The organism is Enterococcus alishanensis (assembly GCF_019218635.1).
Taxonomy (GTDB): Bacteria; Bacillota; Bacilli; order Lactobacillales; family Enterococcaceae; genus Enterococcus_A; species Enterococcus_A alishanensis.
In genome coordinates this window covers 414,064-426,945 of record NZ_JAHUZB010000004.1, presented here as the reverse complement: position 1 = coordinate 426,945, position 12,882 = coordinate 414,064, and the positions used below count along the sequence as shown (strand labels likewise).

At 36.6% G+C, this 12,882-nt stretch carries 14 protein-coding genes; 12 read left to right on the top strand and 2 right to left on the bottom strand.

The window, feature by feature from the left end:
• Positions 1-9 precede the first annotated feature (9 nt).
• Positions 10-972 carry a sugar-binding transcriptional regulator gene (locus tag KUA55_RS12430; protein WP_218326695.1) on the top strand — a complete coding sequence of 321 codons (963 nt, stop codon included), beginning with the start codon at positions 10-12 and terminating at the stop codon, positions 970-972.
• A gap of 63 nt (positions 973-1,035) precedes the next feature.
• On the opposite strand, the gene KUA55_RS12425 is transcribed toward KUA55_RS12430, so the two are convergent.
• Complete coding sequence (locus tag KUA55_RS12425) at positions 1,036-1,953, bottom strand: alpha/beta hydrolase (protein WP_218326694.1); 918 nt, start codon at positions 1,951-1,953, stop codon at positions 1,036-1,038.
• A 110-nt stretch (positions 1,954-2,063) separates the two neighbouring features.
• Between KUA55_RS12425 and rbsR the strand changes: the two genes are divergently transcribed.
• The 11 genes from rbsR to KUA55_RS12370 all read left to right on the top strand — a co-directional run bounded on the left by rbsR (position 2,064) and on the right by KUA55_RS12370 (position 11,987).
• Complete coding sequence (gene rbsR / locus KUA55_RS12420) at positions 2,064-3,068, top strand: ribose utilization transcriptional repressor RbsR (RefSeq protein WP_218326693.1); 1,005 nt, start codon at positions 2,064-2,066, stop codon at positions 3,066-3,068.
• A gap of 94 nt (positions 3,069-3,162) precedes the next feature.
• Entirely contained in the window at positions 3,163-4,071 is a 909-nt protein-coding gene (gene rbsK / locus KUA55_RS12415) for a ribokinase (RefSeq protein WP_218326691.1), read from the top strand.
• 11 nt (positions 4,072-4,082) lie between these two features.
• On the top strand, positions 4,083-4,478 hold the full coding sequence (gene rbsD, locus KUA55_RS12410; protein ID WP_218326690.1) for a D-ribose pyranase: 396 nt from the start codon (positions 4,083-4,085) through the stop codon (positions 4,476-4,478).
• 18 nt (positions 4,479-4,496) lie between these two features.
• Entirely contained in the window at positions 4,497-5,378 is an 882-nt protein-coding gene (gene rbsU, locus KUA55_RS12405; RefSeq protein WP_218326688.1) for a ribose/proton symporter RbsU, read from the top strand.
• 57 nt (positions 5,379-5,435) lie between these two features.
• Positions 5,436-5,834: a hypothetical protein gene (locus KUA55_RS12400; protein ID WP_218326686.1), complete on the top strand. Its 399-nt coding sequence runs from the start codon at positions 5,436-5,438 to the stop codon at positions 5,832-5,834.
• Between the two features lie 23 nt (positions 5,835-5,857).
• The gene (locus KUA55_RS12395) at positions 5,858-6,166 is read left to right on the top strand and encodes a DUF5960 family protein (RefSeq protein WP_218326685.1); all 309 of its coding nucleotides are present in this window, start codon (positions 5,858-5,860) and stop codon (positions 6,164-6,166) included.
• A 262-nt stretch (positions 6,167-6,428) separates the two neighbouring features.
• Positions 6,429-8,444, top strand: coding sequence for a BglG family transcription antiterminator (locus KUA55_RS12390; protein WP_218326684.1), 2,016 nt, complete (start codon positions 6,429-6,431; stop codon positions 8,442-8,444).
• Positions 8,444-8,725, top strand: coding sequence for a PTS sugar transporter subunit IIB (locus tag KUA55_RS12385; RefSeq protein WP_218326683.1), 282 nt, complete (start codon positions 8,444-8,446; stop codon positions 8,723-8,725). The genes KUA55_RS12390 and KUA55_RS12385 overlap by 1 nt, the downstream gene beginning before the upstream one ends.
• Positions 8,726-8,802: 77 nt before the next feature.
• A complete protein-coding gene (gene ulaA, locus KUA55_RS12380; RefSeq protein ID WP_218326682.1) occupies positions 8,803-10,167 on the top strand; it encodes a PTS ascorbate transporter subunit IIC in 1,365 nt (454 codons plus the stop codon).
• Between the two features lie 17 nt (positions 10,168-10,184).
• On the top strand, positions 10,185-11,030 hold the full coding sequence (locus tag KUA55_RS12375; protein WP_218326681.1) for a transketolase: 846 nt from the start codon (positions 10,185-10,187) through the stop codon (positions 11,028-11,030).
• Complete coding sequence (locus KUA55_RS12370) at positions 11,031-11,987, top strand: transketolase family protein (RefSeq protein ID WP_218326680.1); 957 nt, start codon at positions 11,031-11,033, stop codon at positions 11,985-11,987.
• A gap of 80 nt (positions 11,988-12,067) precedes the next feature.
• On the opposite strand, the gene KUA55_RS18540 is transcribed toward KUA55_RS12370, so the two are convergent.
• A complete protein-coding gene (locus tag KUA55_RS18540; RefSeq protein WP_281419034.1) occupies positions 12,068-12,844 on the bottom strand; it encodes a CatB-related O-acetyltransferase in 777 nt (258 codons plus the stop codon).
• Between the last annotated feature and the right edge of the window lie 38 nt (positions 12,845-12,882).

The following is a 12,882-nucleotide window of genomic DNA, read 5'->3' as shown; positions in this document are numbered from 1 at the left end:
TCAATAAAAATGAATGAACAAATGAATCGGGATTTAGTTAGAGTTGCCACAATGTATCATAAAGAGGATTTGAAACAGTCGGATATTGCCAAGAAAATGGGGATTTCTCGGTCGCTGGTTTCAAAATATTTGAATGATGCAAAAAAAGAAGGAATTGTTGACATTTACATAAAAAGTGAAAGTGCTTACTCAGCAGAGCTGGAATTAAGCTTAGAAAAAAAATTCGGGTTAAAACGAGCAGTCGTGCTAGACACAAACAATATCAGAGAAAATGAAGTCGAGAAAATTTTGGTGCAAACGGCTATTTCCTCCTTTAAACGAGACATTGATCAAGCAAATAAAATCGGTATTTCGTGGGGGAAAATGTTGCGGCGTTTTGTGGATGAATTCCCTTATGAAAATAGTCCTGAAACGATGATCGTGCCATTAATTGGTGGGATGGGTCCTGATCATGTTGATGTTCACTCAAATCAGCTGGCCTATGATTTGGCTCGTAAAATTAGAGGTCGTAGTCTGTATCTTTATGCGCCGGCTTTAGTTGATAATCATGAAGTCAAAACAAGTTTAATCGAGAATTCTTTAATTAAAGAAGTTTTGGCTGAAGGATGCAAGGTAGATCTTGCGCTAGTAGGGATTGCAGATCCTTTCTCAACTAAAAATACGATGACGGAAATCGGTTATTTAAATCCAGCTGCTTTGGCGGATTTAAAATCAGTCCATACAGTGGGAGATATTAATTCTCGTTTCTTTGATCGTAATGGCGAGGAAGTAGATAGTCGGATCAATGAAAATGTTATTGGCGTAAATTTAACAGAGTTGAAAAAAATTGATAAAATCGCTGCAATTTGTCACGAAGAATCTAAAAAATCAGCGCTTTATGTAGCGATTCAACATCAATTAATCAATATGATTGCTGTAACAACAGAAATCGCTGAATTTTTACTAGAAAAAACTGACAGCAGCGAAGAATAAAATTTGATTCTATTAACAGAAAACATTGAAGCTGCAATATATAATGCTAGCTTCAATGTTTTTTTATTTGACATATTTGGTTAAAAATTCTGCAACTGTTGCTTGATATTTTTCAGGGTTTTTTGAAAAGGCTTGTGCATGGGCAGCGCCTTTCACTACATATTTTTCTTTAGGACCTTTAGTTGCTTGGTAATTTTGGTCTAACATGGAAAAGGGCACAAATTTATCTGCATCACCATGGATAAACAACATTGGGCGTTCATTTTTAGCCAGTTGTTTAAGAGCGTCAGCTTCACCAAAAAAATAGCCTGCTCTGACTTTAGTTACTAAACTAGTCACAGGGATTAGTGGAAATGCAGGTAGATTAAACATATCTTTCAATTGATAGCTCAATTCAGCATTAGCAGAAGTGTAACCACAATCCTCAACAATTGCTTTTACTTGCTGTGGTAATTTTTCGCCACTAGTCATCATGACAGTCGCGGCACCCATGCTGATGCCGTGAAGAACAATATCTTGATCTGCGGCATTTTTTTTCAAAACTTGTTGAATCCACTGTTGGTAATCTTTTCGTTCGTCCCAACCGAAGCCAATATAATCGCCAGCGCTTTTACCATGGCCGCGAGCATCTGGGGTTAAAACATTGTAGCCTAAATCATGGTATATCTTGGCATAGTCAGCCATGTCTTCAGCATTTCCCATATAACCATGGGCTATAATTGCTGTTTTTTTAGCATTTTCAGCTGGTAAGTAAATTGCTGAAAGTTTTAAACCGTCGCTGGCTTTTAATTGCCAGGTGGTTCGATTTTCTTTATTGTCAAACCATTTTTGTGAGTCGCTTACTTCAGTGTTACCGCTGCTTAAAAAATCTTTTTCTGAAGGAACGACAGCGTAATTGTAAAAGTAGTTTCCGGCGCCAATTAAAACGACAACAATCAATGCAACTAAACTAATTAAAATAATTTTTATCTTTTTTTTCATTCGATACTCCTTTATGCTTCTAGCAGTATAGAAGAAATACCATCTTTTGACAAGTTTACAGACAAGAATATTCATGCGAAAATAAGGAGTATTTTAAGCGAGGAGAAATCATGACTAATAAAAAAATTACTATTAAAGACGTAGCCAAACAATCGGGCGTTTCGATTGCGACCGTTTCCCAAATATTAAATGGCAATGATGATAAATTTAGTCCTAAGACGGTGGAAAAAGTTATAGCTGCCAAAAAAGCACTAAATTATGAACCAGATTATTTTGCCCGTCGGATGATTGTAAAAAAGAGTAAAACCATTGGTGTTTTGGTCCCAGACATTACTAATCCTTTTTTTGGCACTTTACTTTCAGGTATTGAAAAAATATTATATCGAGAAAATTTTGTAACGATTCTATGTAATGCCGATTCTGATGATCAGCGGGAAAGTGCTTATTTAGAAGAATTAAGTCGTCGTGGCGTAGATGGTTTTATTATTGCCAGTTCAGCCATTTCCAATGAAGCGATTAACCAAAATTTACGTCAAAAAAATCGACCTTTTATTGTTTTGGATCAAAAGAAAGCTGAAGGATTTAGTGATGCGGTCTTGTCGGATGATTTTACTGGCGGAAAAATCGCTGCCCAGCATTTAAAAGACTTAGGGCATCAGCAAGTAGCGGTCGTGTTGCCTAAAACAGCAACAGAAAATATCCAAACGAGGTTAGCTGGTTTTCGCTCCATTTATGGAACCAATTTGGAAGTGATTGATGCCAGTTTATCAAAGATTGGCGGACAAGCGGCTGTACCAAAAGTTTTATCCAGCAAAGTGACCGGTATTTTTGCGATTAATGATGAGATTGCTTTTGGTTTATATTACGGCTTAAAGGAAGCCGGAAAAAAAATCCCTGACGATTATAGTATTGTCGGTTATGACAATATTGATATGGCGGCGTATGTAACGCCTGAATTAACAACTGTGGCTCAGCCCGTTTTGAAGATTGGCGAAACAGCTGCTCAATTATTATTAGAAAGAATTGCTCAGCCAGATAAAGCTTGGGACGAAATAATGCTACCTGTACAATTAAAACTAAGAAAATCTACAGCACCCTTGAAATCGTTCTCTTGAAATTGTTTTCAAGGTGTGCTATATTTTTGGCAACGAATTAAAACGTTTTAATAAAACGTTTTAATTCGAACTAAATAAAGGTGGTTTTTACAAAATGAATACGATTACGGTAGTTGGAAGTATTAACTTGGATACGAATTTACGAGTGGACCATATGCCAAAACCAGGAGAAACAATTCATACGAAAGAATTATATACAGCCGGTGGTGGTAAAGGTGCTAATCAAGCTGTCGCGGCTAAACGTGCAGGAGCGAAAACTAATTTTATTGGTGCAATTGGCAACGATGCAGCCGGTACTGTTATGAAGGAACTTTTGTCTGAAGAAGAAATTGAGTTAGCAGGGGTACAAGTTTTAGAAAATCAAGTGACGGGTCAAGCGTTCATCACTGTTGATGAAACGGGAGAAAATAATATTATTATTCATTCTGGTGCCAACGATGCCTTTACGCCGGAAGATGTTCTAGCCCAAAGAGAACTGATTGAAGCAAGTGATTTCGTGATTGCCCAGTTTGAAAGCGCTGTAGAAAGTACTGTCCAAGCTTTTGAAATCGCGCAAGCAGCTGGCGTAAAAACAATTTTAAATCCAGCTCCAGCGTTGGCAAAAGTACCGGAAAAATTATTAAAAGTTACTGATATGATTGTGCCAAATGAAACGGAAACAGAAATTTTGACGGGTATCACTATCACCGATGAAGCTAGCATGACTGAAGCAGCCAATCAATTACACGATTTAGGGATAGCTGTAGTGATTATTACTGTTGGCAGCAAAGGAGCTTTTTATCACTTTGATGGGAAAAGTGGGATTGTGCCAGCAATGAAAGTTAAAGCAGTTGACACCACCGCAGCTGGTGATACTTTTATTGGCGCTTTAAGCAGTATTTTGAAAAAGGATTTTAGTAATTTAGTCGAAGCAATTACCTTTGGAAACCATGCTTCAGCGATTACTGTGCAACGCTTTGGTGCACAGCCATCAATTCCATATCAAAACGAAATTGAGAAATAGGAGATTGAAAAATGAAAAAAACTAAAGTAATTAATTCAGATATATCACGAGTAATTAGTCAAATGGGTCATTTCGATACGTTAAGTATTGGTGATGCTGGGATGCCAGTCCCAATGACCACTGAAAAAATTGATTTAGCAGTAACCAATGGGATTCCAAGTTTTATGGATGTACTAGATAATGTCTTGGCGGAATTGGAAATTCAACGAATTTATTTGGCTGAAGAAATTAAAACGGAAAATCCAACTGTGTTAAACCAAATCAAAGAACGCTTGCCCGAAATGCCAATCAGTTTTATTCCTCATAGTGAAATGAAGAAAAATTTACATCAAGTTCATGCCTTTATTCGTACTGGAGAAATGAGTCCGTTTGCCAATATTATTTTGGAAAGCGGCGTCGTCTTTTAAATTTAGGAGGAAATATTTATGAACACATTAGCAATATTAATTGGCTTAGGTCCGTTATTAGGTTGGGGACTTTATCCCACGATTGCTTCAAAAATTGGTGGGCGTCCTGTTAATCAAATTTTAGGTTCAACTCTGGGAACTTTAATTTTTGCCATGGTTTTTTCCTTAGTACAAGGGCTAGCTTTTCCAGGCGGTCGAGATTTATTTTTTGCAATTTTATCTGGTGTCGGCTGGGCAACAGCACAAATTATTACGTTCCAATCATTTAGATTAATAGGTTCATCACGGGCGATGCCAATTACAACGGCATTCCAGTTGTTAGGTGCTTCTTTATGGGGCGTTTTTGCTTTAGGTGACTGGCCGGGAATGATGGCAAAAATCATTGGTGGTTTGGCTTTAGTAGTCATTATTGTGGGTGCTTATTTAACTGTTTGGTCAGAAGATCGGACTTCAGCAGATGCTGGTAAATTAAAAAAAGCAGTCATCATTTTATTAATTGGTGAAATTGGTTATTGGGCTTATTCAGCAGCACCTCAAGCAACTAACTTAGATGGGATGCATGCTTTTCTACCACAAGCGATTGGTATGGTGATTGTGGCAGTCGTTTATGCGATTTTCTTATCCTTTAAAGAAGAATCAGCTTTTAAAGAAAGTGTTTCATATAAACATATTTTCTCTGGCTTCTTCTTTGCTTTTGCAGCGTTGACGTATCTTATTTCAGCTCAACCAGATATGAATGGTTTGGCAACTGGCTTTATCTTGTCACAAACTTCGGTAGTCTTAGCGACACTGACTGGTATTTGGTTCTTGGGTCAAAAGAAAACCAAAAAAGAAATGCGGGTAACGATCATCGGGCTGCTTTTAATCTTGGCTGCAGCAGCGGTGACAGTCACGATTTAAAATTCAGCAGTTTTTCCTTCGATGATGCTATAATGACCATAAGAAAAGAGGGAATCTATGGAACTGACACTATCTTTCAATTTATTAGAAGCTGAATTTTTCTATGTTTCGCCTAAAAAACCTGTTTCAACAGTACCGTTAGTTTATTTGACATTTGCCTTTGATGAAGGACAAGTCGCTTATAATTTAAACAATCAAGCCAAACTAACGCGAAAAATGGAACGAATTGTCAAAACAATTTTAAAAAAATGGCAACAAGAAAATGCAGTCTATCAACAAGCATTAGATCAGGATTTAATTTTGATGCCCGATGAACACTTGGATTATCAGACGGCTCTGGTCAAAAATTTGCTGATACTTTTAAAAGATAATGAACTTCCAGCGATTCGCCTAGAATTAGTCGGCAGTTGGCCTGTGTTTCAAACCAAAGACGGACAACTAGATTTAACGAACTAATTAATATTTTAGGGGGAAAAACCATGATTTTAAATTATTTTGAAGGACAAGATGCTTTTTTTGAGGATTACAAAAAGGCAGTGAAAGAATTAAATTTCGATCAGCAAGCAGTGATTGATGATGTTTTGAAGCAGTTAAATGCAATTGATAATGCTGAAAAAGATGAATTAACTTATGTTTTGGAAGCTGATTTAACGATTAGTGGTAAAACAATAACTTTTCCTTTTAGAAAAGAGTTGGTGGCAAATGACATGGAAGCTTCTGTTTCCAACAAGTTTATTTACACTGGACAACCTTATGAAACGGATTTTGCAACAGAAGAACAATTATAATCATTGTATGACGGACTTTTGACGAGTCCGTTTTTTTTGTGCAAAAAAAACGTCTTTTTAAGTTTGTGAAAATAAGCTAAAATCACATTTGATGTGGCTTTTAAATTTAATAAGTCAGTCATTTTTATGGTGAAAATTTTTCTTATTTATTAAATATTTTTATGTTCGGTACAATCTTTTGTTTTTTTGAAAAGCAATTTGTACTGAACAATCATCGAAATTCAACCGTTTCCATTTTATACTTACGTCAGGAGGTGAGGAGATGCATTACAAATTAAGTTATCTCCTATCCCAAAAAGCCAATTGTTACGTTACATTGAACGAAGCGCAAATTCAGACAGGCCTGTCTGCCAAAGAAGTTCAGCAGCAATTGAAGAAGTTACCAATTAAACAAGAGTCAACTGTAGAAGATAAATTTTTCGTACCAGCTGTCACACCAAGACAATGGGCAAATTTAATAAGCCAAGAACCAATGGAAGCTTACAGCGAGGAAGAACGACGCTCTTTAATATTTTTAATGAGTTATTCCCAGTATGAAGAATTGTCGTTGTTTCACTTTCAAGACTTTCTAGAGATTTCCAAAGGGACAGCAATTGCTGATATAAAAAAATTGCGTAATCTATTGGAAAAGGAAAAATTGGCATTGACTTATTCTCGTAAAGAAGGATTTCTGGCTTCTGGTGAAGAAGAAGCAATTCGTCGTTTTGCCAAAAACTGTGTTGCCTTTTTATTACAAAGTAGCAGTGGTAAATTTGGCCTGCTGTATTGGCTGAATCAACAAGATTTAAGTCTTTATGCTGCTTGGCGCGATACCATTCAAGAAAAAAGTCAGCTAGTTGGTTTAGAAATCGTACCTAGTCGGATTGATGAAGTTGCTGTATTTTTAGCTTTTTCTGCTAAACGAATGGCTGATTCACAATTAGCACCTTTAACCGATCGGCAATTGGTGCGCTCACTGACTGCGTATCATGCCAGTGAACAAATTTATCAAAATTTTTTTGACCAAGCCCATTTAAACGAGCTTGATTATTTAACCATTATTTTGATGACTGTCACTCAGGGCGAAATTCAAGACATTCAACTGGATCAATTATTAAGTTGCTCGGCTGAAATCATTCATCGGATGGAAAATTTATCAGCGATTGGTTTTTCAAATTTTCGCGAATTGTTGATGAATTTGTTTTATCACTTGGTACCAGCATATTTTCGTATCAGAAATGGGTTTTATTTACCAAATGTCTTAATTGAAAATATTCAAATGGAATATGCAGAAATCTATCGTTTTACTAAAGAAGCATTGCTACCACTAGAAAAATTAGCAGAAAGAGAAATACCTGAAGAAGAGGTTGGCTTTTTCTCGATTTTATTTGGTGGTGAAGTAGCTCGACAGAAAGAGGAAGCGGTTCAAGAAGAAATTCGTGGCTTGATTGTTTGTCCTAATGGCATCAGTTCTTCATTAATTTTGCAGACAGAATTAAATAAAATGTTTCCAACGATTCATTTTAAAGCATCCAACTCAGTCGATCAGCTGCAAAGTATTTCAGAAGAAAGTTACGATGTGATTTTTTCGACGATAAATATTGAAAGCAACAAACAAGTTTATGTCGTTAAACCTTTAATGTCGCAACTGGAAAAAAATCAATTGATCAATCGGGTGCAACAAGAATTATTGATTCCTGGTTTTTCACTACCTAGTGCAAAAGAAATTGTGGATGCGTTACTACCTTATATTGAAATCAAAAAAGGAGTAACCAAAGAAAAATTATACAAGGTTTTAAATAAAAAGATGAATCGAATGATTGAGAAGAAGGAGGACCGCCGCCCTATGTTAACAGAATTAATTACCGAAGACATGATTCAAATCAGTGATCAGCCATTAGGATGGGAAGAAGCGATTCGCTTAACGGCAGAACCATTATTAGAGAAAGAAAAAATTGAGGAAAGCTATATTACCGCAATGATTGATAAGGTAAAGCAATATGGACCTTTCATTCACATTGGTAAAGGTATTGCTTTACCCCATGCTCGTCCTGAAGATGGCGTGAAGGAAATCGGGATGTCTTTATTGAAAGTCAAAGAACCTGTTTTACTTGTCGATGATGAAAAACATGCGATTCAATTGTTCGTTTGTTTAGCTGCTGTTGATAACGAAGCTCATCTGCGGGCACTATCGAGTTTGACCAAACTATTGTCAGACAAAGAAAACTTAGAAGCTTTATTAAATGCCGAAACAAAAGAAGAAATACTAACTATTTTAGCAAAAGGAGAGAATGAATAATGAAATTTGCAGCAGTTTGTGGGTCCGGATTAGGATCAAGTTTTATGGTAGAAATGAATATTAATTCAGTATTAAAAGATTTAGGTGTTGATGGTGTGGAAGTATCTCACTTTGACATGGGTAGTGCGTCACCAGATATGGCAGATGTGTTCTTTGTTGCTAGTGATTTAGCTGACAGCGCGCAACATTTAGGCGAAGTTGTTGTTTTAGACAGCATCATCGATATGGATGAATTAAAAGAAAAAGTTCAAAAAGTAGTAACAGAAAAAGGCTTGCTTTAAAAATTAAGTAGGCTTGAGACGGCAGAAGTCCCAAGTCTATTTTTTTAGGAAAAAAACCAAACTTAGGAGGAAAAAAGATGAATGGATTTTTAGATATTTTAATTGATATCGCCAGTACCCCAGCTTTGTTGGTAGCACTGATTGCTATTTTAGGGAATGTCCTGCAAAAGAAAGATATCGCTTCAACCGTTAAAGGTGGGATTAAAACTTTTGTTGGTTTCTTAGTAGTAACTGCCGGCGCTGGTGTAGTTGAGGGATCGTTGGCACCATTTGGTGAAATGTTCCAAGCTGCTTTTAACATGCAGGGGGTTGTGCCAAATAATGAAGCCATCGTAGCGTTAGCTTTGACTAAATTCGGAACGTATACAGCACTTATTATGTTAGCAGGAATGGCTTTCAATATTTTAATCGCCCGCATCACTCGTTTCAAATACATTTATTTAACTGGTCACGCAACTTTATATATGGCTTGTATGATTGCGGTAATTTTAAGCGTAACTGGTATGGGAACAGTACCTTTAGTTTTATTTGGTGGTTTAGCTTTAGGTTTAGCCAATACCATTTTCCCAGCAATCGCTCAACCGTTTACCCGTCAAATTACTAAAAATGATACTGTGGCGTTAGGTCATACAGGTAATTTTGGTTATGCATTAAGTGGTTTAATCGGTAAATATGTCGGTAACAAAGAAAAATCAACCGAGGATATTAATTTCCCTAAAGGGTTATCTTTCTTAAGAGATTCAACTGTAAGTATTACGATCACAATGGCGGTTGTTTACGTGATTGTGGCATTATTTGCCGGAAATGATTATATAACGACTAACTTAAGTGATGGCACTAACTACATCATTTATTCATTACAACAAGCAGGTTCATTTGCAGCAGGTGTATTTGTTATCTTAGCGGGTGTTCGTTTAATCTTGGCAGAAATCGTACCAGCTTTCAAAGGGATTTCAGAAAAATTAGTACCAAATTCTATTCCAGCCTTAGACTGCCCAATTGTTTTCCCATATGCACCAAATGCAGTATTAATTGGGTTCTTAACTAGTTTCGTTGGTGGGATTGTCAGTTTAGTTATCATGGTCTTCGCAGGAACAACTGTAATTATTCCAGGAGTTGTCCCTCATTTCTTCTGTGGTGCGACAGCCGGTGTTTATGGAAATGCAACTGGTGGTTTGCGTGGCGCATTAGCCGGTTCATTTATCCACGGAATTATCATCAGCTTTATGCCGATTTTATTAATGCCTGTTATGGGTGATCTTGGCTTCCAAGGTTCAACCTTCTCAGATACAGATTATGGTGTAACGGGAATTTTCTTAGGAAACTTAGCTAACTTTGGCGGACAAATTGCAGCAATTGCTGGAATCATTGCAGTTTTAGCTGTTTTAATCGGCTTAACTATTGCTTTCAAAGGCAAAGACACAAAAGCAGCAGCTAAATAATGGAGGGAAATCATAGCATGGAGAAAGAAATGCTTGGCAAATTAGAGCGCTTAGCCGCTGAAATTCGCATCAACAGTATTGAAGCGATTCGTAAAGTTGGCGCAGGTCATATCGGTGGCTCGTTATCAATCGCTGATTTATTAGCAGTTTTATACGGTAAACAAATGAAATTTGATCCAAAAAATCCTCAATGGGAAGATCGAGATCGTTTAGTTTTATCAAAAGGACATGCGGGTCCAGCATTGTATAGTACTCTTTCAGCAGTTGGTTTTTTTGACAAGAGTTGGTTGGGTACTTTAAATGAAGGAGGTACAAAATTACCTTCTCACCCTGACCGCACAAAAACACCTGGCGTAGATGCTACAACCGGTTCATTAGGTCAAGGAACTTCGGTGGCCGCTGGATTAGCGACTGGTTTAAAAATGCAGCAAAAAGATAATTATGTTTATTTAATTGTCGGAGATGGCGAATTAAATGAAGGTCAATGTTGGGAAGCATTCCAATACATTGCCCATTTTAAATTAAACAATTGCATCGTTATCATCGATGAAAACAAAAAACAATTAGATGGTACAACCCAAGATATCCTAAATCCATTTGATATTGAAGCAAAAATGCAAGCTTTTGGTTTTGCGACACAAAAAGTTAAAGGTGATGACTTAGTGGCCATTGACGAAGCAATCAACGCTAGTAAAACAGTGACTGATCAAGCAGTTTGTATCGTATTGGATTCAATTAAAGGTCAAGGGGTACCATTCTTCGAAGAAATGGAAGCCAATCATTCAGTCAAATTTGATAATGCTGACATTCAAAAAGCAACGGACGAAGCTTTAGAAGTATTAAGAACAAAGGAGCGTGGCTAGATGTTTACATTAACTGATGATAAAAAAGTAGGTAAAGAACTACGCGCAACCGTTGTAGATGCTCTAAAAGACGTTATGGCTGAAAATGATCAAGTAATTGCTTTAGATGCTGATCTTGGTGGCGCAAGTAAGTGGACTGATATCGCAAAAACGCATCCTAATCGTTTTATTAATGTGGGAATTGCTGAAGCCAATATGGTTGGTGTGGCTGCCGGTTTAAACTTAGCAGGCTTTACGCCATTCATTCATACCTTTGGTCCATTTGCTACCAGACGTGTGTTAGATCAAATTTATCTATCAGGTGCTTATTCTAAAAATACGATTAATATTTTTGGTTCAGATCCTGGCTTTGCAGCTGGACACAATGGCGGTACGCATACAACTTGGGAAGATATGGCCTTACTTCGCTCGATTCCCGATGTAGTGATTTGTGATGGAGCTGATGAAGTTCAGTTAGATTGGATTATTAAAGAATTTAGCAAAATGACTGGCGTCCATTATGTTCGCGGTAATCGTAAAGGTGTTAAAAATGTTTATCAAGCAGGTTCAACCTTTGAAATTGGGAAAGGAAATCTTTTACGAGAAGGCTCAGATTATTTAATCGTTGCAGCTGGTCAATTAGTTTCAGAAGTATTAGAGATTGCTGATCAATTAGCAGATAAAGTCGTAATGGTAGATGTGATTGATATGTTTACAATCAAACCTTTAGATGAAGAATTATTGTTGGAACGTTTGATTGGTAAAAAAGGCGTGATTACGATTGAAAATCATTCGATTATTGGTGGTTTAGGTAGTGCCGTAGCAGAAGTAATTGCTGAAAATGGTATTGCAGTCCCACTTAAACGTATCGGGGTTGATAATCGTTTTGGACAAGTTGGTACACCTGAATTCTTGCAAAAAGAATTTGGTTTAACAACTGAAACAATGCTAGAGCGTTTGAAAAACTTTATTAAATAAAAACGAAGCGATGAACTGTGGAAGGCTTCCTAAAAGTTGGCATAACTAACTTTTGGATTACTTCCTCAGTTCATCGTTTTTTAATCTGTATAGTTTGACATATCCTCTGCCGTGACTATTTCCGGATGATATTCACTAATTTCTCCGGTAATAATCTTATGTTGTAATTTATCAATAAAAGATTCAATCTGTTCATCAGCTGTAATGCTAGAAAATTTCCAAACAGGATAATTCCACCACTTTAAGATTAATAATTGTTCAATAATTTTAAAGGGATACCGATAACGAATAATTTTTGCCGGCGAACCTGCAACAATAGCGTAAGGTGGTACATCCTTAGTGACAATTGAACGAGCACCAACAACTGCACCATCACCAACCTTTATATTTTTTTTGAACAAAACTTCTTGTCCTAACCAAACATCGTTTCCAAGAATAATTCCATCATTCATTTGCTGATCGTACGGGACTTGTTTGAATCCACCGATTTGACAGGCATCAGAAAAACCGAAAGAGTCTGACACACTTGTACCAGAGATCATAACAGACGAGGTGGTAAAACGATCTAATGGATGTTGAGCTGACATAAATGAAATATCTGAGGCGATAGAGCAATAACGTCCAATTTGTGACTGTGTTGGAAACATAGTAGCAGAATAACTATGTGTACCGATAGTAGGCAAAGTTTTATCAAAAGACGATACTGTGTATAAGCAATTGTTTTCTAAAATAGTTGAATCATCAATGGTTAAAATACAATTATCAGCTAAACCATCCTGACGATTGACTGCAAAATAAATTTTCTTTGATAATAAAAATTGCCTAAGTTCAGGTGTTATTTTTATTTTTTTAATCATCATGTACTCCTTATTTTCTGATTTTTCATCAGTTATAA